At 64.4% G+C, this 20,959-nt stretch carries 16 protein-coding genes and 2 pseudogenes; 15 read left to right on the plus strand and 3 right to left on the minus strand.

The genetic code is table 11. The features are described from left to right. Positions 1-14: 14 nt before the first annotated feature. Together dgoD and EJ076_RS07085 are read right to left on the minus strand one after the other, a co-directional pair. On the minus strand, positions 15-1,163 hold the full coding sequence (gene dgoD, locus EJ076_RS07080) for a galactonate dehydratase (RefSeq protein ID WP_126067399.1): 1,149 nt from the start codon (positions 1,161-1,163) through the stop codon (positions 15-17). Positions 1,164-1,170: 7 nt separating this feature from the next. Next, positions 1,171-1,860: a FadR/GntR family transcriptional regulator gene (locus EJ076_RS07085; RefSeq protein WP_245463070.1), complete on the minus strand. Its 690-nt coding sequence runs from the start codon at positions 1,858-1,860 to the stop codon at positions 1,171-1,173. 258 nt (positions 1,861-2,118) lie between these two features. Between EJ076_RS07085 and EJ076_RS07090 the strand changes: the two genes are divergently transcribed. The 6 genes from EJ076_RS07090 to EJ076_RS07115 all read left to right on the plus strand — a co-directional run bounded on the left by EJ076_RS07090 (position 2,119) and on the right by EJ076_RS07115 (position 9,092). After that, complete coding sequence (locus EJ076_RS07090) at positions 2,119-3,108, plus strand: arabinose ABC transporter substrate-binding protein (RefSeq protein WP_126067400.1); 990 nt, start codon at positions 2,119-2,121, stop codon at positions 3,106-3,108. Positions 3,109-3,179: 71 nt separating this feature from the next. Continuing rightward, positions 3,180-4,691: an L-arabinose ABC transporter ATP-binding protein AraG gene (araG, locus tag EJ076_RS07095; RefSeq protein ID WP_126067401.1), complete on the plus strand. Its 1,512-nt coding sequence runs from the start codon at positions 3,180-3,182 to the stop codon at positions 4,689-4,691. Positions 4,692-4,702: 11 nt separating this feature from the next. Then, the gene (gene araH, locus EJ076_RS07100; RefSeq protein WP_109665824.1) at positions 4,703-5,653 is read left to right on the plus strand and encodes an L-arabinose ABC transporter permease AraH; all 951 of its coding nucleotides are present in this window, start codon (positions 4,703-4,705) and stop codon (positions 5,651-5,653) included. A 15-nt stretch (positions 5,654-5,668) separates the two neighbouring features. Continuing rightward, entirely contained in the window at positions 5,669-6,448 is a 780-nt protein-coding gene (locus tag EJ076_RS07105) for an SDR family oxidoreductase (RefSeq protein ID WP_126067402.1), read from the plus strand. A 14-nt stretch (positions 6,449-6,462) separates the two neighbouring features. Next, a complete protein-coding gene (araD, locus tag EJ076_RS07110; RefSeq protein WP_126067403.1) occupies positions 6,463-8,175 on the plus strand; it encodes an L-arabinonate dehydratase in 1,713 nt (570 codons plus the stop codon). Then, positions 8,172-9,092: a dihydrodipicolinate synthase family protein gene (locus EJ076_RS07115; protein WP_245462967.1), complete on the plus strand. Its 921-nt coding sequence runs from the start codon at positions 8,172-8,174 to the stop codon at positions 9,090-9,092. The genes araD and EJ076_RS07115 overlap by 4 nt, the downstream gene beginning before the upstream one ends. 87 nt (positions 9,093-9,179) lie before the next feature. Here the strand turns inward: EJ076_RS07115 and EJ076_RS07120 are convergent, their stop codons facing one another. Continuing rightward, positions 9,180-9,854 (minus strand): GntR family transcriptional regulator, encoded by a 675-nt coding sequence (locus EJ076_RS07120; protein WP_126067404.1) that lies wholly within the window; start codon positions 9,852-9,854, stop codon positions 9,180-9,182. Between the two features lie 383 nt (positions 9,855-10,237). Here EJ076_RS07120 and ssuD point away from each other — a divergent pair, with 383 nt between their 5' ends. The 9 genes and pseudogenes from ssuD to EJ076_RS07165 all read left to right on the plus strand — a co-directional run bounded on the left by ssuD (position 10,238) and on the right by EJ076_RS07165 (position 20,940). Then, entirely contained in the window at positions 10,238-11,410 is a 1,173-nt protein-coding gene (ssuD, locus tag EJ076_RS07125) for an FMNH2-dependent alkanesulfonate monooxygenase (protein ID WP_126067405.1), read from the plus strand. Then, complete coding sequence (locus EJ076_RS07130; protein WP_126067406.1) at positions 11,407-12,858, plus strand: FAD/NAD(P)-binding protein; 1,452 nt, start codon at positions 11,407-11,409, stop codon at positions 12,856-12,858. The genes ssuD and EJ076_RS07130 overlap by 4 nt, the downstream gene beginning before the upstream one ends. A gap of 165 nt (positions 12,859-13,023) precedes the next feature. Continuing rightward, the gene (gene sfnG, locus EJ076_RS07135) at positions 13,024-14,127 is read left to right on the plus strand and encodes a dimethylsulfone monooxygenase SfnG (protein WP_126067407.1); all 1,104 of its coding nucleotides are present in this window, start codon (positions 13,024-13,026) and stop codon (positions 14,125-14,127) included. 114 nt (positions 14,128-14,241) lie between these two features. Beyond that, positions 14,242-15,177: an ABC transporter ATP-binding protein gene (locus tag EJ076_RS07140; RefSeq protein ID WP_126067408.1), complete on the plus strand. Its 936-nt coding sequence runs from the start codon at positions 14,242-14,244 to the stop codon at positions 15,175-15,177. Beyond that, a pseudogene (locus tag EJ076_RS07145) lies at positions 15,174-16,024 on the plus strand (branched-chain amino acid ABC transporter permease). Before EJ076_RS07140 ends, EJ076_RS07145 begins: the two are co-directional and overlap by 4 nt. Before the next feature lie 866 nt (positions 16,025-16,890). After that, positions 16,891-17,349: pseudogene (locus tag EJ076_RS07150) on the plus strand (branched-chain amino acid ABC transporter permease); the annotation flags it as partial. Positions 17,350-17,433: 84 nt separating this feature from the next. After that, the gene (locus EJ076_RS07155) at positions 17,434-18,771 is read left to right on the plus strand and encodes an ABC transporter substrate-binding protein (protein ID WP_126067409.1); all 1,338 of its coding nucleotides are present in this window, start codon (positions 17,434-17,436) and stop codon (positions 18,769-18,771) included. A gap of 81 nt (positions 18,772-18,852) precedes the next feature. Then, positions 18,853-19,668: an ABC transporter ATP-binding protein gene (locus EJ076_RS07160; RefSeq protein ID WP_126067410.1), complete on the plus strand. Its 816-nt coding sequence runs from the start codon at positions 18,853-18,855 to the stop codon at positions 19,666-19,668. A 24-nt stretch (positions 19,669-19,692) separates the two neighbouring features. Then, positions 19,693-20,940: an SfnB family sulfur acquisition oxidoreductase gene (locus tag EJ076_RS07165; protein ID WP_126067411.1), complete on the plus strand. Its 1,248-nt coding sequence runs from the start codon at positions 19,693-19,695 to the stop codon at positions 20,938-20,940. The last annotated feature ends 19 nt before the right edge of the window (positions 20,941-20,959 follow it).

Below are 20,959 nucleotides of genomic sequence, written 5' to 3' on the forward strand. Positions count from 1 at the left end.
CGAGCGACATCCCGTCACCACTCGGCGAAAGAACCGTCCTTGTGGCGCCAGATCGGGTTGCGCCAGCGGTGGCCTTCCTTGGCGCGTTCCTTGACATAGTCCTCGTCGATTTCGACACCGAGGCCCGGGCCGTCGGGAATGGCGACATAGCCATCCTCGTAGCGGAAGACGTCCTTGTTGGCGGCGTAGTCGAGCAGGTCGTTGGCGGCATTGTAGTGAATGCCGAGGCTCTGCTCCTGGATGAAGCAGTTGTAGCTGACCGCGTCGAGCTGCAGGCAGGCGGCAAGTGCGATCGGCCCGAGCGGGCAGTGCGGCGCCACGGCCACGTCATAGGCTTCCGCCATCGCAGCGATCTTGCGGCATTCGGTGATGCCGCCGGCATGCGACAGGTCTGGCTGGATGATGTCGACGACGCCTTCCTCGAACACCGACTTGAAATCCCAGCGGCTGTAGAGCCGCTCGCCGAGCGCGATCGGCGTCGAGCCGAGCGCGGCGATCTCCTTCAGCGCCTCACGGTTTTCGCTGAGCACCGGCTCCTCGATGAACATCAGCCTGTAAGGCTCGAGCTCCTTGACCAGGGCGCGCGCCATCGGCCGGTGCACGCGGCCATGAAAATCGACGGCGATGCCGATGTTGGGCCCGACGGCCTCGCGCACCATGGCTACGCGTTCGACAGCGGCGTCGATCTTGTCATGGCTGTCGACGATCTGCAGTTCTTCGGTGCCGTTCATCTTGAGAGCCAGGAAGCCGCGCGCCACCATTTCCCTGGCGCCCGCCGCGACCTCCGCCGGCCGGTCGCCGCCGATCCACGAATAGACCTTGATCGTGTCGCGCAGCTTGCCGCCGAGCAGTTCATGCACGGGCACGCCGAGCGCCTTGCCCTTGATGTCCCACAGCGCCTGGTCGATGCCGGCAATGGCGCTCATCAGGATCGGCCCGCCGCGATAGAAGCCGCCGCGGTGCATCACCGTCCAGTGGTCCTCGATCAGGCGGGGATCCTTGCCGATCAGATAATCGCCAAGCTCCTTGACCGCTGCCTCGACGGTCAGCGCCCGGCCTTCGACGACTGGCTCACCCCAGCCGGTGACGCCGGCATCGGTTTCGATCTTCAGGAACAGCCAGCGCGGTGGAACGATGTAGGTGGTGAGCGAGATGATTTTCATGCGAGTCTCAGTTGCTCTTGAGTTTCTTGGCGCTGACGAGGTCGCGCGCCGCGAGGTCGAGGATCTTGTTTGCCGCCCCACGTGCCGCCTCGGCATCGCGCATGCGCAGCGCCTCGACCACCTCGCGGTGCGCCGCCACGGCCTCCATGCGCCGGTCGAGCGAAATCACCGCCGTCGCCTCCAGCGAGAATTTCAGCCCTGTGTCGATCAGATTGCCGATCTGGCGAAAGATCGGGTTGTGGCTCGCGGCATAGACGATCTGGTGGAAAGCGATGTCGCTGCGCGAGAAGGCGGCGAGGTCCTCGCCGGCGCCGGCCATGCCGCGCCAGGCGGCTTCGAGATCGGCGATCTCCTGCAGCGTCGCGCGGGTGGCAGCGAGTTCTGCGACCAGCGGCTCGATGGCGCGGCGCGTTTCGAGAATGGCGTCGAAGAGCTTGTCGTCCAGCGCATGCGGCGCGTGCCAGGCAAGCACCTGCGGGTCGATGATGTTCCAGTCGTCCTCGTTGCAGACGATCGTGCCGATGCGCGGCCGCGACAAGACCAGCCCTTTGGCGGCCAGCACCTTCAGCGCTTCGCGGATGACGGTGCGGCTGACGCCATACTCGACACCGAGCTCGTTTTCCGTAGGCAAGGACGATCCGGCCGGGTAGCGCCCGGAAAAGATGTCCGAGGCTATCGCCTTGGTCACATCGGGCATCACGCGCGGGCGGCGAGTGGTCGTATCTCCCGGGGCCTTCTTCAGAATCTCGGTCACCCCAGCCCTCCTCCAAGGCGGCGAACCCGCTGGTTTCGCACAACCGATCCGGCCTTAGCGGATGCGGGTGACTTGCGCCAGCGATCGTTGGTCGGAGCATGTACATTAATTATCATACCAGATCAATTGACGAGTATGATAAAAACGAATAGAGACTCCGACATCCGGGCTGAGCGCCCGGCCTATCGCTGGGAGGAAATCATGCGACTTTTGAAGACCGCGCTCGTTGCGGGCGCGCTTGCCGTGCTGTCCGTCACGACCATCGCTGCATATGCTCAGGACACCAAGATCGGTTTCATCGTTAAACAGCCCGAGGAGCCGTGGTTCCAGGACGAATGGAAGTTCGCCGACCAGGCCGCCAAAGAAAAGGGCTTTACCCTGGTCAAGATCGGCGCCGAGGACGGCGAGAAGCTGATGTCGGCGATCGACAATCTCGGCGCCCAGGGCGCCCAGGGCTTCATCGTCTGCACACCCGACGTGAAACTCGGACCCGGCATCGTCGCCAAGGCGGCTGCCAACAATCTCAAGCTGATGACTGTCGACGACCGCCTGGTCGGAGCCGACGGCAAGGCGCTGGAAGACGTGCCGCATATGGGCATCTCGGCCACCAAGATCGGCGAGGCCGTCGGCCAGGCGATCGTCGACGAGATGAAGGCGCGCGGCTGGAAGGCCGAAGAGGTCGGCGCCATCCGCGTCTCCTATGACCAGCTGCCGACGGCGGTCGACCGTGTCGAAGGCGCCATCTCGGTGCTCAAGGCGAACGGCTTCAAGGCCGAGAACATCTTCGACGCGCCACAGGCCAAGACCGACACGGAAGCTGCCCTCAACGCGGCGACGGTCGTGCTCAACGCCCATGCCGACATCAAGAAGTGGGTTTCTTTCGGCCTCAACGACGAGGCGGTGCTGGGTGCGGTGCGTGCAGCCGAAAGCGTCGGCATCCCCGCTGATAGCGTGATCGGCGTCGGCATTGGCGGTGCGGATTCGGCGATCAACGAGTTCAAGAAGCCGACCGCCACCGGTTTCGTCGGCACGGTGATCATCTCGCCGAAGCGTCATGGCTACGAGACGGCGCTCAACATGTATGACTGGGTTGCCAACAACAAGGAACCGGAGAAGCTGATCCTGACGTCGGGTGCACTCGCCAAGCGCGACGACTACCAGAAGGTCCGCCAGGGTCTCGGCATCCAATAATCCTCCCTGTACAAACAGGCGGCGGCTCATCCCGCCGCCTGTTTGCCATGGCACAAGAAGGATCGGCGCCCTTGTCCTTTCTCGACTTCTCGCACATCACCAAGACCTATCCGGGCGTCAAGGCGCTGTCGGACGTCTCGTTCGGCGTCGACAAGGGCGCCGTGCACGGCCTGATGGGCGAGAACGGTGCTGGCAAATCCACCCTGATCAAGATTCTGTCCGGCGACCAGCATGCCGACGAGGGCGAGATACGCATCGACGGCAAGGTCCAGGCCTATGCCTCGACCAGGGATGCCTTCGACAATGGCGTCATCGTCATCCACCAGGAACTGCAGCTCGTCCCCGAGCTTACCGTTGCCGAAAATCTCAGCCTCGGGCGTTTCCCCGCCAACGCCGGCATCATCGCCGGCCGCCGGATGCTGGACGACGTCGGCGCCAAGCTTAAATCGGCCGGCATCGACATCGACATGCGCCGCAAGGTCAAGACGCTGTCCATCGGCGAACGCCAGATGGTCGAGATCGCCAAGGCGATCATGCTCGACGCACGCGTCATCGCGCTGGACGAGCCGACCTCGTCGCTGTCCTCGCGCGAAAGCGAAATCCTGTTTGCCCTGATCGACCGCCTGCGCGGCGAGGGCAAGGTCATCATCTACGTCTCGCACAGGCTCGACGAAGTGTTCCGGCTCTGCGACAGCCTGACCGTGCTGCGCGACGGCAAGCTCGCGGCGCACCACGCTTCGCTGAAAGGCGTCACCCGCGATCAGGTCGTCGCCGAAATGGTCGGCCGCGAAATCTCCGACATCTGGGGTTTTCGCGCACGAAAAACGGGCGATGTTCGCCTGAAAGTCGACGCTCTCAGCGGCCCCAAACTGAAGACACCGGCCAGCTTCGAGGCCCGCGCCGGCGAGATCGTCGGCTTTTTCGGCCTGATCGGCGCCGGGCGCTCGGAACTGATGCGGCTGGTCTATGGCGCCGATCCGCGCTCGGGCGGCACCATCACCGTCGACGGCAAGCTGGTCCGCGCCACCGATCCGCGTGGCACGATCCGGGCCGGCATCGTGCTGTGCTCGGAGGATCGCAAGCATGACGGCATCATCCAGGGCCGCTCGGTCGAGGAGAACATCAACATCTCGTCGCGGCGCCATCACACACGCTTCGGCGTGCTCAACCGCGTCAACGAGATCGCCACGGCCGAGACCTTCATCAAGAAGCTGAAGGTGCGCACGCCGTCGCGCAAGCAGGACATCATCAACCTCTCCGGCGGCAACCAGCAGAAGGTCATTCTTGGCCGCTGGCTGTCCGAACAGGGCGTGCGTGTCCTCATCGTCGACGAGCCGACGCGCGGCATCGATGTCGGTGCCAAGTCGGAAATCTACGAATTGCTTTACCAGCTTGCCGAGGACGGCATGGCGATCGTCGTCGTCTCGTCCGAACTGCCGGAGGTGATGGGCATCTGCGACCGCATCCTGGTGATGTGCGGCGGCCGCGTCAGCGCTGAACTCACCCGCGATCAGTTCGCCGAAAGGGCGATCCTGGCCGCCGCTCTCCCCGATCAGAAAACCCCCGACGCGATCGCATCCTAAGGACTTTTGGCATGACCGACCAGTTGAAGAAGCTCTTGCTCGGCGAACAGGGCCTCGTCGTCATCTTCGTCGTCGCCTTCGCGCTGGTGTCGCTCCTGGTGCCGAACTTCCTCACCGACCGCAACATGCTCGGCCTGCTGCAGTCGGTGGTCACTGTCGGCATCGTCGCCTGCACCATGATGTTCTGCCTTGCCGCCCGCGACTTCGACCTGTCGGTAGGTTCCATCGTCGCCTTTGCCGGCATGGTCGCGGTTATGGCGTCGAACGCCACCGGCTCGATCCTGCTCGGCCTCCTGGCGGCAATCGCCTGCGGCGCCTTCGTCGGCTTCATCAACGGCGTCGTCATCGCCAAATTCCGCATCAACGCGCTGATCACGACGCTGGCCACCATGCAGATCGTGCGCGGCCTTGCGCTGATCGCGTCCGACGGCCGCGCCGTCGGCATCAACAGCCCGGATTTCTACCAGCTCGCGCTGTCGAAACTGCTCGGCATACCGACACCAGTTTGGGTGCTCGCCATCCTGTTCTGCATCTTCGGCTTCGTGCTCAACCGCACCGTCTTCGGCAAGAACACGCTGGCCATCGGCGGCAATCCGGAAGCCTCGCGTCTTGCCGGCGTCAATGTCGACCGCACGCGCATCTGGATCTTTGCACTGCAGGGCGTCGTCTGCGGCATCGCCGGCATCCTGCTCGCGTCGCGCATCACCTCGGGCCAGCCCAATGCGGCGGTCGGGCTCGAACTTTCGGTCATCTCGGCCTGTGTGCTCGGTGGCGTTTCGCTTGCCGGCGGCCGCGCCACCATGTCGGGCGTCATCGTCGGCGTGCTGATCATGGGCATCGCCGAGAACGCCATGAACCTGCTCAACATCCCGGCCTTCTACCAGTACATTGTGCGTGGCGTGATCCTGCTGCTGGCCGTGCTGCTCGACAATCTGCGCTCGTCGGCACTGGGTCGGCGTTAAGCTGGAGGGACAAAAATGGCTGAGCGCCTTTCCGGCAAACGCATCTTCCTGACCGGCGCCGCGCAAGGCATCGGGCTGGCCATCGCCGAGGCCTGCCTTGCCGAAGGCGCAAAGCTGTTCCTCGTCGACCGCGACGGAGCGTTGCTGGACAGGGCCGTCGCTAGCCTCGCTGCGCCGCACGGCCATGTCGGGCATGCGGCAGCCGACATCAGCAACGGTGCCGCGATTGCCGCTGCCGTCAGCCAAGCGACCACCGAGATAGGTCCGGTCAACGCGCTGATCAACAATGCCGGGGTCAATGTGTTTTCGACGCCGCTCGAGGCGACCGAGGAAGAGTGGAACCGCAATTTCGACGTCAACGTCAAGGGCGCCTGGAACTGCAGCAAGGCGGTGCTGCCGGGCATGATCGCGAGCGGCAGCGGCGCCATCCTCAACATCGCCTCGACGCACAGCTTCACCATCATCCCGCACACCTTCCCCTATCCGGTCGCCAAGCACGCGCTGCTCGGCCTGACCAAATCGCTGGCGCTCGAATATCCGGCGCAAGGCGTGCGCGTGAACGCGCTGGCGCCGGGCTATGTCGAGACGCAGAAGGCGATCGACTACTGGAACAGCTTTCCTGATCCGGTGGCGGCGCGCGCCAACACCATGGCGCTGCATCCCGGCGGCCGCATCGCCACGGCGCGCGAGATCGCGCTGGCTGCGGTGTTCATGATTTCCGACGAGTGCCCGTTCATGAACGCGGCCACGCTCGTCGTCGATGGCGGGCTGAGCCAGCTCCAGCATCCTGCCTGAATTCCGGGAAAACCATGACCAAGAGACGATCGCAGCACTGGTTCGGCGGGCTGGGCAAGGATGCCTTCATCCACCGCAGCTGGATGAAGAACAACGGCCTGCCCGACGATGCCTTCGACGGCCGCCCGGTGATCGGCATCTGCAACACCTTCTCCGAATTCACGCCTTGCCATGTGCATTTCCGTGGCCTGATCGAGCACATCAAGGCAGGTGTGCTGGAGGCCGGCGGCTTGCCGCTGGAATTCCCTGTGTTCTCCTGCGGCGAATCCAATCTGCGACCGACGGCGATGCTGTTTCGCAACCTTGCCTCGATGGATGTCGAGGAGGCGATCCGCGGCAACCCGATGGACGGCGTCGTGCTGATGGCCGGCTGCGACAAGACCACGCCGTCGCTGGTCATGGGCGCGGCCTCCTGCGACCTGCCGTCGATCGTCATTTCCGGCGGGCCGATGCTCAATGGCCGCTTCCAGGGCCGCGAGATCGGTTCGGGCACGGATGTCTGGAAATTCTCCGAGGATGTCCGCGCCGGCGTGATGAGCGAACAGGATTTCGCCAATGCCGAGAGCGCCATGTCGCGCTCGCCCGGCCATTGCATGACCATGGGCACCGCCTCGACCATGGCCTCGATGGTCGAGGCGCTCGGCCTGGCGCTGCCGGGCAACGCCGCCTATCCCGCCGTTGACGCGCGCCGCAGCCGCATTGCCCGCATGACGGGACGGCGCATCGTCGAGATGGTCAACGAGGATCTGCGCCCGTCGGCCATCCTCAAGAAGGCGGCCTTCGCCAACGCCATCCGCGTCAATGGCGCCATCGGCGGCTCGACCAATGCGGTCGTCCATCTCATCGCCATCGCCGGCCGCGTCGGCACCGAACTGACGCTGGACGACTGGGACAGATATGGCCGCGATGTGCCGACCATCCTCGACCTGATGCCGTCGGGCCGTTTCGTGATGGAGGATTTCTGCTACGCCGGCGGCATTCCGGCCGTCATGAAGGAGGTCGCCGATCTGCTCGATCTCGACGTGCTGACCGTCACCGGCAAGACTGTGCGCGACAACATCGCGGATGCCCAGAACTACAATCCCGAGGTGATCCGCCCGCGCGACAAGGCGCTCACTCCCAATGGCGGTATCGCGGTGCTGCGTGGCAATCTGGCGCCCGACGGCGCCATCATCAAGCCGTCAGCCGCGTCGCCACAGTTGATGAAGCATCGCGGCCGCGCCATCGTCTTCGAGGACATCGACGACTACAAGGCGCGCATCGACGATCCCTTGCTGGACATCGACGAGGGCTCGATCATGGTGCTGAAGAATTGCGGCCCGAAAGGCTATCCGGGGATGGCCGAGGTCGGCAACATGGCGCTGCCCCGGAAGCTGCTGAAGCAAGGCGTCCGCGACATGATCCGCATCTCCGATGCCCGCATGTCCGGCACCGCCTTCGGCACCGTCGTGCTGCATGTCGCACCCGAAGCCGCCATCGGCGGCCCGCTGGCGCTGGTCCGCAGCGGCGACATGATCGAGCTTGATGTCGAAGCGCGGAAATTGCATCTCGACGTGTCCGAACAGGAACTCGCAAAGCGGCGGACATCCTGGGCTCCGCCGGAACCGGCGATGCGCGGCGGCTATCAGGGACTTTACGTCGACCATGTCCTGCAGGCGGATCGCGGCGCCGACCTCGACTTTCTCGTCGGAAGCCGTGGCCACACCATCCCGCGCGAAAGCCATTGAGGCCGACCGGCGTGCCCAATTTCCAGCCTGATGATTTCCACGGCATTCACGCTATTCTCTACGCGCTGTTCGACAGCGACGAAAAACTAGACCGCGCGGCGATGCGCAGGCAGGTCGAGATCTGCCTGGCGAGCGGCGTGCACGGCATGGCGGCGCTCGGCCTGGCAACAGAAGTCGCCAAGCTGACCGAGGCCGAGCGTCGGATGATCATGGACTGGACGGCTGAGGACACCGCCGGGAAAGTGCCGCTTGCCTTCACGGTCTTCGGCTCTTCGGTGGCCGAGCAGGTCGCACAGGTTCGCCATGCTGAAAGCGTGGGAGCGGATTGGGTGATCCTGCAGCCGCCGGCTGTCGGCTCCTATGGCGCGCCGGAATACATCAGGTTCTTCGGCCGCGTCGCCGCGGCGACCGACCTGCCGGTGGCGATCCAGAATGCGCCGGCCTTTTTCGGGCGCGGCCTGTCCTCAGACGAAATCCGCGAACTCGTCACGCTGCATCCCAACATAAGGCTGATCAAGGGCGAGGGCCCGGTCACCGACATTGCCGGATTGATCGAACGCACCGAAGGCCGGATACCGGTCTTCAATGGGCGCGGCGGCCTGGAGCTGGTCGACAATTTCCGCATCGGTTGCCGCGGCATGATCCTGGCGCCTGATAGCATCGACCTCGCCGTGCGCGCCTATGAAGCATTCCGCGCCGGAGACGAAGCAACGGCCGAGGCCGAGTATGCAAGAATGCTGGCGGCAGCGGTCTTCGTCATGCAAGGCATCGAAAACCTGATCTGCTACGGCAAGCGGCTGTTTGGCGCCCGTGCCGGCATCCCGATACACGACCGGTCTCCGGCGATGCGGCCGAGCGAGGTTGGCCTGGCGATGGTGGCGCGCTTTGCGGCTGGCCTCGGTGGGTTGCCGGGCTGAAAATGGCAGCTGAGCGCCCGGCAATGTCGAGGCCGTGGTAAGCTCCTTGAGACCAGCCACGCAACCATGCGGCGGGCCCTGGCGGCTTCAGCCGAGAAGGTCGGCTGCGACTTCGAGCGTGTTGCGCAACGACGTCTCAAGATGGCGTTCCATCGCCTGCGCGGCGCCCTCGGCATCGTGATGCTTCAAAGCCGCGAAAATGGCTTCGTGCTGCTCGATCGTCTGTTCGCCATAGCCGGGCTTCGGAATGACGAGATGGCGGCCGCGATCCATCTGCGCCTTGGAGATGTCGACGGCTCTCCAGATCATCGGCAGGCCGCAGATTTCGGCGATAGTGCGGTGAAAGACGTCGTCGAGCTGTATCGCGGTGGCATATCTGCCCTGCGATATGGCAAGCTGGTGCGCCGCCATATTGTCCTCCAGCAATTCGCCGGCAGCCGGTGAGAACCTGGCGGCCGCGCGTCGGGCGCTTTCCATCTCCAGGGCCCGGCGGATGACGTAGGCTTCCTCCAGGTCGGCCCGGCTGATCGGTGCGACATAAATGCCGGTCTGCGCCAGGATGTTGACCAGACCCTCGTCGCTGATGCGCTTGACCGCCTCGCGCACCGGGGTACGCGAAACACCGAGCGCTTCCGCGATGGCCACCTCATTGATCACTTCCCCGGGCCTCATCTGTCCGACGACGATCAGGTTGCGAATCTGATGATAGATCTGATCGCGGAGCGGAAGAGCCCGATTGAGCGCCGAAGGATCCAGGTCCATGGGAAATCCGTGGCTTAAGTCGCCGGAAATGGTCAGTTTAGAATGAAAATCAGAAAGCCTCTAATACGAGGGGCGGCTCGGGCGTGCAACTCGCCCATGGCTTCCGGAATCCGATGCCGAGGACAAGAGGCCAGCCATCGGGGGATCTGGCCGCCCTAGGAAGGCGTGGCAGCCAATGAATTCGGATTCGGGCGGATGGAGAGAATTTCTAATCCCGTCAGCGGATTTAGAATAAACTAACTCTACAGAATTTGTGGAATAAGCAATCTGCACTTGCGATCTGGTTTTCCTCGGACAGGACACGCCATGCCTACTCTTTTGCGCTCGCCCTTAGCCAAAGCAGGGATATCCGGCCGCCTCCGCCAGGCAGCAGGAGAAAGGCCATGAGCCGGGATGTGCCAGAACACATCAAGGTGCTCTGGTTTCTGCCGACGCATGGCGACAGCCGCTATCTCGGCACGACAGAAGGCGGCAGAGCCGTCGATCTGCCCTACCTGACACAAGTGGCGAAGGCCGCCGACACGCTGGGTTACTACGGCGTGCTGCTGCCGACCGGTCGGGCATGCGAGGATTCCTGGGTGATCGCATCGGCGCTTGTGCCGCTGACCGAGCGCTTGCGTTTCCTTGTCGCCGTGCGGCCGGGCCTGCAGTCGCCGACGCTGGCCGCGCGCATGACGGCGACGCTGGATCGCATCTCGAATGGACGCCTGCTGATCAATGTGGTCACTGGCGGCGACCCGCTGGAGAACAAGGGCGACGGCATCTTCCTGTCGCATGCCGAGCGCTATGAGGTGACGCAGGAGTTCCTGCAGATCTACAAGCGGGTGTTGAGCGGCGAGACGGTCGAGCACGAGGGCAAGCATTTCCGCATCGAGGATGGCCGGCTGCTGTTTCCGCCGGTGCAGACGCCCTATCCACCGCTCTATTTCGGCGGCTCGTCCGACGCCGGATCCGTGGTGGCGGCGCAGGAGATCGACAAGTACCTGACCTGGGGCGAGCCGCCCGCCGATGTCGAGCGCAAGCTGGATGGCATGCGTGAACTGGCCGAAAAGGCCGGCCGCAAACTCTCCTTCGGAATTCGCCTGCATGTCATCGTGCGTGAAACCACCGAGGAAGCCTGGGCTGCCGCCGACAGGCTGATCAGCCGGCTCGACGATGCGACGATCGCCTCGGCGCAGAAAGTCTTTGCCCGCATGGATTCGGTCGGCCAGGCGCGGATGAGCGCGCTGCATGGTGGCAACCGCGCGAAGCTCGAGATCGCGCCCAACCTCTGGGCCGGCGTCGGCCTGGTGCGCGGCGGCGCCGGGACCGCACTTGTCGGCGATCCCGACACGATCGCCGAGCGCATCGACGAATACCGGCGTCTCGGCATCGATACCTTCATCCTGTCCGGCTATCCGCATCTGGAAGAAGCCTATCGCTTCGGTGAGCTGGTGCTGCCGAAACTGCCGACCGATCATCCGGTCAAAGTTGCGGCTTCGTCCGTCAACACCGGCCCGTTTGGCGAGACCATCGCCGGCGACCACCGGCCGAAGTCGCTCGCCAGCGCTTCATGAACGCGCTCCCTCCGATCCGCCGGTTGCGTGTCGCCATAATCGGCGGCGGTTTTTCCGGCGCGGCGGTGGCCTGGCACCTGGCGTGGTCACATCGACCGGCGCACCTGTCGATTTCCGTGATCGAGCCGCGACCGTTGCTTGGCGGCGGCCTTGCCTATTCCAGCAAGGAACCTGCGCATCGGGTCAATGTCCCAGCGACAAGAATGAGCATGGCTCCGGAAGATCCGCAGCACTTTGCACGCTGGTTGACGGACAGTGGGGAACTCGAGCGCGACGCGGACGCGATCTGGAAGAATGGCGACGCCTATCCACGCCGGCGCGTGTTCGGTCGCTATGTCGCCGAGCATCTGGCGCCCTATCTCAATTCCGGCATTGTCCATCATGTTGAAGGTTCCGCCACACGCGTGACGCGCGATGCCAGTGGCGCGGGCTGGACCGTGCACACGTCCAGTGGGCCAATTGGCACCGACATCGTCGTCCTGGCGGCGACGCACCCGCAGCCCGCGATTCCAGCCGCGCTGATCCACCTGGCGGAAGCGCCGGGTTTCATCGCCGATCCGTACGCGCCATCAGCACTTGCCGGGATCGGTCCGGACGCGTCGGTGTTGATCGTCGGCTCTGGCTTGACCTCGGCCGACATGGTCGCCGAACTGGACCGCCGCGGCCATTGTGGCCGCATCCTGTCGTTGTCGCGCCGCGGCTTACGCTCGCGCGGCCACCCGGATGTCAGGGGCGAGCCCTTCGGCGATTTTGCCTCGGCCCCGGCCATATCAGCGCTTGGCCTGCTCAAGACCATTCGTACGACGCTGGCGGGGGCGCGTGCGGCCAATGTCAACTGGCAGTCGGTCTTCGATCAGTTGCGCCTGCAGGGGCCGGTGCTGTGGGCCGCACTTTCCCCGCCGGAGCGGGCAAGGCTGGTCCGCCAGCTGCGCGTGTTCTGGGACGTTCATCGCTTCAGGATCGCTCCACAGGTCGCTTCCGTGCTCGACCGGCGTCACGCAGCCGGCACGTTCGACACCATTGCCGCCAGGCTCGTCGCATCGAACGATGAGGACGGCAGCCTGGCGGTCAGCTTTCAACGGCGCGGGCAGACGCGGATCGAGACGGCGCGCTTCGATGCCGTCATCAACACCACGGGTCCGGCCCATGGGCAGGCACTGCAACTGAATCCGGCGCTAAGCTCGCTGGCGGAAGCCGGGCTGATCAGGACGGACCAATACGGGTTGGGCATCGAGACCAGTCTCGACAGTCGTGCCGTCGGCCGGGATGGCAGGATAATCACGACACTCTTCGTCGCCGGTCCGCTGGCACGAGGGACTTTCGGCGAACTCATGGGCCTGCCCGAGGTTGCCCGCCATGCCCAGACGGTCGCGACCGAGATTGCAAGACTGCTCGACACGCCAGCCACCATCAGCGCAAACGCCGCGCGTGGTTCGGTCACGAGCTGACCCCAGCAAGCCGGGTTGGCCTGATAAAATTGGTATTTCCGTCCCCAGAGGGCCGCAAAAACGGAAAATCCTCCTTTGTATATATATTCTATAAACATAATAAATATTGGGGAAAGCCGGCGCGACCGGAGCGATCAACGACACGGCCTGAATGGGAGACAGTTCATGGCACAAGCAGAAACCGACGCAATCAAGTTTGCCTACTGGGTGCCGAATGTTTCGGGCGGCCTGGTAATCTCCAACATCGAGCAGCGCACCAGCCATTCGGCCGAGTACAACCGCAAGCTGGCGCAGATCGCCGAGAAGTCCGGCTTCGACTATGCGCTCAGCCAGATCCGTTTCACCGCCGGCTACGGTGCTGACGAGCAGCATGAATCGGTGGCGTTCAGCCATGACCTGCTGGCCGCGACCACCACGCTCAAGGTCATCGCCGCGATCCTGCCCGGACCGTGGAACCCGGCGCTTGCGGCCAAGCAGATCGCCACCATCAGCTATTTGACCAACGGCCGTGTTGCGGTCAACCTCGTCTCCGGCTGGTTCCGTGGCGAGTTCCATGCCATCGGCGAGCATTGGCTCGACCATGACGAGCGCTATCGCCGCTCGGAGGAGTTCATCCGTGCGCTGCGCGGAATATGGACTGAAGACAGCTTCACCTTCCGCGGCGATTTCTATCGCTTCAACGAATATTCACTGAAGCCGAAGCCGCCGCAGCCGCTGCCCGAAATCTTCCAGGGTGGTTCATCGCGCGCCGCACGCGACATGGCATCGCGGGTTTCGGACTGGTACTTCACCAACGGCAACACGCCGGCCGAGATCGCCAAGCAGGTCGACGACCTCAGGGCCAAGGCGAAGGCCAACAACCATTCCGTCAAGGTCGGCGTCAACGCTTTCGCGGTCGTCCGCGAGACAGAGGACGAGGCCAGGGCGGTGCTCGCCGAAATCATTGCCAAGGCCAATCCCGAGGCGGTGAACGCCTTTGGCCACGAGGTCAAGAATGCCGGCAAGGCTTCGCCGGAGGGCGAAGGCAATTGGGCGAAATCGTCCTTCGACGATCTGGTCCAGTACAATGACGGTTTCCGCTCGAACCTGATCGGCACGCCCCGGCAAGTCGCCGAACGCATCGTTGACCTGAAGCGCGCCGGCGCCGATCTCATCCTGCTCGGCTTCCTGCACTTCCAGGAAGAGGTCGAGTATTTCGGGAAGCATGTCATCCCGCTCGTCCGCGAACTGGAAAACGCCGAGGCGGCAGCGTCGCTGGCGGCTGAGTAGTCACCCCACAGGCTGGCCGGATAGGCTCCGGCCGGCACACGCATGAAAGCTACCGGCGCGCTCGAGCCGTCGAGCAGCAATGAGGATTTGCGCGCCTAATCGAGGACGATTGGAATGCCGTTGCCCAGTTATACACTCGGAGTGATGGAGGCTTCCGCCTATGCGCCGGAGGTCTTTGCGCGCGGCCTGCCGTCAACCCCGCGGGAGCAGCAGCAGTCCGAAGACAATAGCGGGCCGATCGGCTCCGTTGCCGGCGTCGCCTCTCCGCTGCTTTCGCTCCAGGGCATCGGCCTGTCGTTCGGCGGCGTCGTGGCACTGGCCGATCTCGACCTGTCGGTCCGCCCCGGCGAGATCCGCGCCATCATCGGCCCGAACGGCGCTGGCAAGAGCTCGCTGATCAACGTCATCAGCGGCGTCTATCGGCCGGATCGTGGCCACGTCCAGCTCGACGGCGCCGTCTATGCCCAGGTGCCGACGCAGCGGCTGGCGCATCTCGGCGTCGCCAGGACCTTCCAGAACCTGGCGCTGTTCAAGGGTCTCAGCGTCCTCGACAATGTCGCTTCCGGCCTCGCCTACAAGGTCCGCTCCAACTTTGCCGGCCAGGTGCTCGGCATCGGCCGCTCGCGCGGCGAGCAGCGCGACTCGCGCAGCCGTGCCGAACAAATCCTCGAATTCCTCGACCTTACCGCTGTTCGCGATCGCCTTGCCGGCACGCTGCCTTACGGGCTGCAGAAGCGGGTCGAACTGGCCCGTGCACTGGTCGCTGAGCCGCGCCTGCTTTTGCTCGACGAGCCGATGGCCGGCATGACGGCAAGCGAAAAGAGCGAGATGGCGGGTTTCGTCCGCGCCGCGCGCGACCGCTTCGCCACGACTGTGGTGCTGATCGAGCACGATGTCGGCGTCGTCATGGGCCTGTCCGACCGCATCGCCGTTCTCGACTACGGCCGCAAGATCGCCGACGCCACGCCCGACGAAGTCAGGAACGACCAGCGTGTCATCGATGCCTATCTCGGCGTCGCCTCGGACAATGAGGACGGGGCAGGCATATGATCGCCGATTTCGACTACCAGTTCTTCATCGAAGTGCTCGTCGGCGGTCTGCTCTCCGGCGTCATGTATTCGCTGGTCGCGATCGGCTTCGTGCTGATCTACAAGACCTCGGGCGTGCTCAACTTCGCGCAAGGCGCGATGCTGCTGTTCGCCGCACTCACCTTCGTCAGCCTTGTCGAGCGCGGCATTCCGTTCGCGCTGGCGCTGGTGGTCACTTTCGCCATCATGGTGGCGATGGGTGTCGCCATCGAGCGCACGGTGCTGCGGCCACTGACCAACAAGCCGCCGATCACGCTGTTCATGGCGACGCTCGGCCTGTCCTACATCATCGAGGGCGCCGCCCAGCTGATCTGGGGCACGCAGGTCCACGGCCTCGATCTCGGCATCGAGGACGTGCCGCTGGAAGTCGGCGGCGTGCTGATCAGCCAGTTCGATATCTTTGCCGCCGTGGTTGCCGCCGGCATGGTTCTCCTGCTGTCGCTGTTCTTCCGCTACACCCGCATCGGCCTCTCCTTCCGTGCCGTCGCCGACGATCAGTTCGCCGCACTCGCGGTCGGCCTCAGGCTGCCCTTGATCTGGGCGACCGTCTGGGCTGCTGCCGGCCTCGTCGCGCTGGTGGCGGGGCTGCTATGGGGCGCACGCCTCGGCGTGCAGTTCTCGCTGTCGCTGGTGGTGCTCAAGGCGCTGCCGGTGCTGGTGCTCGGCGGCTTCGATTCCATCCTCGGCGCCATCGTCGGCGGCCTCTTGATCGGGGCCAGCGAGAAGCTCGCCGAGGTCTATATCGGCGACTATTTCGGCGGCGGCATCGAGAGTGGTTCGCCTATGTCGTCGCGCTGGTCTTCTGCTGATCCCCCCCGCCTGTGGCCAGAGCTCGTCGGAGGATCTGGCGATGACCGCGATCCGCCCCCCCGCGACTCGAGCTTCTGGCGCTCGTGCCGGCGTGGGCTGACATCGCCGGCTATGCGCAGGTGTCGCTGGCAGTGCCGCTTCATGCGCCGGCGCTTCGCGCCTATAATTTCACCTGAGGATCGAAGGCCTGCCGCTGATCGGCAGCATCTTCCTGGCCGGCATCGTCGCCGCCGCGATCGGCATGTCTTCGGCCTGCGAGCCTGCGGCTAAGGTTCTACCTCGCGGTCTCGAGCTTGCCGCGCAGTTCTTCGTGCAATGGCGCTGACAATCGCTGTTCTCCCCTCGGCGCCGGCGTCATCGCCGCCGAGGCTGTCGATTTCAGGCTCGCGCTCGACGGCGGGCGCCATCGGCGCGCTGGATCTCTTCGCGCTGATCCGATCGTCGCACAGGTACTGACCTGCTGATCCCTTGCCCCATCGGCCTGGTCGGCCAGGCGTCGTCGCAGCGTCGGCCAGCCTGCTGCCGTTCCTGGCGCTCAGCCTCGCCGGGCTGCCGAAATCCTGCCGGCTATGCCGGCCAGGTGTCGCTTGGCAGTTGCCGCCTTCATGGCGGCCGGCGCCTTCGCCGCCTTAATCAACCTGACCGGCTATCGGCCATGTCGCTGGCAGTGCCGCCTTCATGGCGGCCGGCGCCTCGCCGCCATATTTCAACCTGGATCGAGGCCTGCCGCTGATCGGCAGCTCTTCCTCCGGCTCTCGCGCCGCGTCTGCGAGCTGTCGATTTCAGGCGCGCTCGACGGCGCCATCGCCGCTATCCCGCGCGACCATCGCACAGTACGACCTCCGCCCTCGGCGGTCACGTCGCGACCGGGCGCAACTTCATCGCCATCCGCGACAATGAAACCGCCGCCCGCATCATCGGCATCCCGGTGCTGAAGACCAAGCTGCTGGCCTTCGCCATCTCCTCCTTCATCATCGGCGTTGCCGGCGTCATCTGGGCCTTCGCCTATCTCAGAACCGTCGAGCCGGACGGCTTCGATCTCGATCGCTCGTTCCAGATCCTGTTCATCATCATCATCGGCGGCCTGGCTTCGATCCGCGGTGCCTTCTTCGGCGCCGCCCTCATCGTGGTCTTTCCGCTTGGCTTGTCTCGCCTCGGCGGCTTTCTGCTCGGCGATCTCTTCGACTCGGGCGTGCTCGACATGAGCCAGCGCATCGTGCTGGGCGCGCTCATCATCCTCTTTCTGATCCTCGAACCCGACGGGCTGGTGGCCCTGTGGGACAGGGTCCGAAGACGGCTCCTGTTCGCCTGGCAGTCGACCTGAGCCCGATGCATCCACTCCGACCTGACATTTGAAAATGAACCAGAGGCCGAACCCAAGACGGCCCATACCGGGAGTACCCTAACCATGACTTTCCTGAGCACAATCAAGGCGGCGGCGCTATCCGCGGCGATGATCGTGTCGGTGGCCTTGCCCGCCGCGCATGCCGACGAACAATATTTCCCGCTGCAGAGCTATCGCGTCGGACCGTACGCGGCCGGCGGCACCGGCTTCTTCGGCGGTTTCATCGACTATCTCAACCTCATCAACATCCGCGACGGCGGCGTCAACGGCGTCAAGCTGACCTGGGACGAATGCGAGACCCAGTACGAGGTCGAGCGCGGCGTCGAATGCTACGAGCGGCAGAAGAGCCATGCCGGCGCCGCCGCCTGGAACCCGCTCTCGGTCGGCATCGCCTATGCCATGATCGACCGCATCACCGCCGACAAGGTGCCGCTGATCACGGTCAACCACGGCCGCACCGATTCCACCGACGGGCGCGTTTTCCCTTATGTCTTCCCGCTGCTGCTCAATCCCTACAGCGAGACGTCGGGCATCGTGAACTACATCGCCTCCAAGGAAGGCGGCATCGACAAGCTGAAGGGCAAGAAGATCGTCGTGCTCTATCACGGTTCGCCCTACGGCAAGGAGACCATCCCGATCTATGAGCTGCTGGCGCAGAAATACGGCTTCACCGTGCAGCAGATCGAGGTGCCGCATCCCGGCAACGAGCAGCAGTCGCAATGGCTGACCATCCGCCGCGCCAAGCCGGACTTCGTCGTTCTGCGCGGCTGGGGCGTGATGAACCCGGTAGCGCTGAAGACGGCGGTGAAAGTCGGCTTCCCCGTCGACCATATCGTCGGCAATGTCTGGTCGAATTCCGAAGAGGACGTGATCCCCGCCGGCGACGCCGCCAAGGGCTACACCGCCATCACCACGCAGGCTTCCGGCAACTCCTACCCGGTGGTGCAGGAGATCGTGAAGACGGTCTACGGCGCCGGCAAGGGCAATCTGGAAGACAAGGCTCGCATCGGCTCGGTCTACCACAACCTCGGCATCGTCAACGGCATCCTCAATGTCGAGGCGATCCGCGTCGCGCAGGAGAAGTTCGGCCATCGTACGCTGACCGGCGACGAGGTCCGCTGGGGCTTCGAGCATCTCAAGCTTGATCCGGCCAAGGTCGAGGCGCTCGGCGCCAAGGACCTGTTCCACTCGATCAATGTCAGCTGGGACAACCATGAAGGCGAAGGCTACGTGACCTTCCAGCAGTGGGACGGCAAGAAGTGGAACGTCGTCTCCGACTGGATCGCGCCGGACTGGGCGCTGCTGCGGCCGATCATCGAGAAGTCCGCCGAAGCCTATGCGGCCGAAAAAGGCATCAAGCTGCGCACCGCTGACGACGCCGACGCCGTGACCACCAACTGATCAGCCAAGGCCTGGCGCTGCGGATCGGTTTCCGCGGCGCCCGGCCCGTTTCGGTTCATCGAACCACGGAAATGAGAGCCCATGCCGGACAATGACGTCATTCTTGCCGTGGATACGGTCCATGCCACCTACAACCACGCCATCACGGCGCTGCACGGCGTCAGCTTCGAGCTTCGGCGCGGCCAGATCCTGGCGCTGCTCGGCGCCAATGGCGCCGGCAAGACCACGACGCTGAAGGCTGTCTCCAACCTGCTGCCGGCCGAACGCGGCCAGGTCAATTCCGGCACCATCCGCTATGAAGGCTCGGATGTCTCGCGCCGCAAGCCGGGCGATCTCGTGCGTGCCGGGCTGGTGCAGGTGCTCGAAGGCCGTCACTGCTTCAAGAGCCTCACCGTCGAGGAAAATCTGGTCGCCGGCGGTATCGGCCGCAGCGGCAGCCGCGCCGAGATCAATCAAGACCTCGAGCGGATCTACGGCTATTTCCCGCGCCTCCGGGAAAAGCGCCGGACATTGTCCGGCCTGACTTCGGGCGGCGAACAGCAGATGACGGCGATTGGTCGGGCGCTGATGTCGCGGCCGCGTCTGCTGGTCCTCGACGAGCCGTCGATGGGGCTCGCGCCGCTCATCGTCCAGGACATCTTCCAGAGCTTGAGAAAACTCAACCGCGAGACCGGCCTGTCGATCCTGGTCGCCGAGCAGAACTCGGCGGTCGCGCTCAGATATGCCGACCACGCCACGGTGCTCGAAAATGGCGTCTCAGTCCTCTCTGGCGCGGCTGCCGAGCTTCGCCAGCGCGAGGACGTCAGGGCCTTTTATCTCGGTCAATCGACCACCGGGCAGCAGGCGCAGCAGGCATCGCCTGCCGCCAAGCCAGCCCATCTCCATGCCGTGGCCTGAACCGAAATCCGAAGGAGCATTGAAATGACCGTTTCGACCGTCAAGACCGACCACGCTTCCGCCGCCGTGCCGCCAGTCGCAAGGCCGACGAAACCAGCGCACATCATCAAGGACGACGCCGAGGCGATTGCCATCGCCCACGCGCTCGCCGCCGAATTCGTCAAGGACTCCTCCAAACGAGACCGCGAGCGGATCTGGCCGGTTGCCGAACTCGATGCGTTCTCGCAAAGCGGCCTGTGGTCGATCAATGTGCCCAAGGCATTCGGCGGGCCGGAGGTCTCCTATGCGACGCTGGCGAAGGTGATCGAAATCATCTCGGCGGCGGATTCCTCGATCGGCCAGGTTGCCCAGAACCATCTCGGCGTCGTCGCTGCCATCCGCACCGTGTCCGATGCGGATCAGCAGAAGCTGCTGTTCGCCGAAGCGCTGAAGGGCACGCGGTTCGGCAACGCCTTCTCCGAGTTCGGTTCCAAGCGCGCCGCCGATTTCGAGACCCGCTTCACCGATGCCGGCGATCACGTCGTCGTCAATGGCCGCAAATTCTATTCGTCTGGCGCGCTGCTTGCCCATCTGGTGCCGATCGTCGCGCTCGATGACGAGGGCCGCGCCTGGTATGCGATCGCCGACCGTGCCGCACCCGGCCTGACGGTCATCGACGATTGGTCGAGCTTCGGCCAGCGCACGACACTGTCCGGCACCGTCATCATCGACAATGTCAAAGTGCCGAAGACGCATCTGGTGCCAGGCTACAAGGGCTACGACAAGCCGACCGCCGACGGCGCCATCTTCCAGATCATCCAGGTGGCCGTCGACACCGGCATCGCCCAGGCGGCGATCGACGAGACAGTTCATTTCGTCAGGACCAGGAGCCGTGCGTGGATCGACAGCGGCGTCGACAATGCCTGGGACGATCCTTACACCATCCAGGCCATCGGCGACCTGACATTGCGCCTGCACGCGGCCCAGGCGTTGCTCGAAAAGGCCGGCCTGGCAATCGACCGCGCGGTGGCCGAGCCGACCGCCGAGACGGTGGCGCATGCACAGATCGTCACCGCCGAGGCAAAAATCCTGTCTACCGAGATCGCCATTGCCGCAACCAACAAGCTTTTCGAACTGGCCGGCACGCGCTCGACGCTGGCCGAACACAATCTCGACCGGCATTGGCGCAACGCCCGCACGCACACGCTGCACGACCCGGTACGCTGGAAATATTCGATCCTCGGCAAATATTTCCTCAACGGCGAAAATCCGCCGCTGCACGCCTGGAGCTGATTTCCCACCGGCGGGCGGA

Origin of the sequence: Mesorhizobium sp. M7D.F.Ca.US.005.01.1.1 (assembly GCF_003952545.1) — a bacterium.
Classification (GTDB): Bacteria; Pseudomonadota; Alphaproteobacteria; order Rhizobiales; family Rhizobiaceae; genus Mesorhizobium; species Mesorhizobium loti.

What these genes read in the sequence shown, in the direction of transcription:
- EJ076_RS07165 (WP_126067411.1), top strand. Translation starts at nt 19,693, where the DNA reads ATGACCGTTTCGACCGTCAAGACCGACCACGCTTCCGCCGCCGTGCCG.
- EJ076_RS07155 (WP_126067409.1), top strand. Translation starts at nt 17,434, where the DNA reads ATGACTTTCCTGAGCACAATCAAGGCGGCGGCGCTATCCGCGGCGATG.
- sfnG (WP_126067407.1), top strand. Translation starts at nt 13,024, where the DNA reads ATGGCACAAGCAGAAACCGACGCAATCAAGTTTGCCTACTGGGTGCCG.
- EJ076_RS07160 (WP_126067410.1), top strand. Translation starts at nt 18,853, where the DNA reads ATGCCGGACAATGACGTCATTCTTGCCGTGGATACGGTCCATGCCACC.
- dgoD (WP_126067399.1), bottom strand. Translation starts at nt 1,163, where the DNA reads ATGAAAATCATCTCGCTCACCACCTACATCGTTCCACCGCGCTGGCTG.
- EJ076_RS07085 (WP_245463070.1), bottom strand. Translation starts at nt 1,860, where the DNA reads ATGCCCGATGTGACCAAGGCGATAGCCTCGGACATCTTTTCCGGGCGC.
- araD (WP_126067403.1), top strand. Translation starts at nt 6,463, where the DNA reads ATGACCAAGAGACGATCGCAGCACTGGTTCGGCGGGCTGGGCAAGGAT.
- araH (WP_109665824.1), top strand. Translation starts at nt 4,703, where the DNA reads ATGACCGACCAGTTGAAGAAGCTCTTGCTCGGCGAACAGGGCCTCGTC.
- ssuD (WP_126067405.1), top strand. Translation starts at nt 10,238, where the DNA reads ATGAGCCGGGATGTGCCAGAACACATCAAGGTGCTCTGGTTTCTGCCG.
- EJ076_RS07130 (WP_126067406.1), top strand. Translation starts at nt 11,407, where the DNA reads ATGAACGCGCTCCCTCCGATCCGCCGGTTGCGTGTCGCCATAATCGGC.
- EJ076_RS07090 (WP_126067400.1), top strand. Translation starts at nt 2,119, where the DNA reads ATGCGACTTTTGAAGACCGCGCTCGTTGCGGGCGCGCTTGCCGTGCTG.
- EJ076_RS07120 (WP_126067404.1), bottom strand. Translation starts at nt 9,854, where the DNA reads ATGGACCTGGATCCTTCGGCGCTCAATCGGGCTCTTCCGCTCCGCGAT.
- EJ076_RS07105 (WP_126067402.1), top strand. Translation starts at nt 5,669, where the DNA reads ATGGCTGAGCGCCTTTCCGGCAAACGCATCTTCCTGACCGGCGCCGCG.
- EJ076_RS07140 (WP_126067408.1), top strand. Translation starts at nt 14,242, where the DNA reads ATGCCGTTGCCCAGTTATACACTCGGAGTGATGGAGGCTTCCGCCTAT.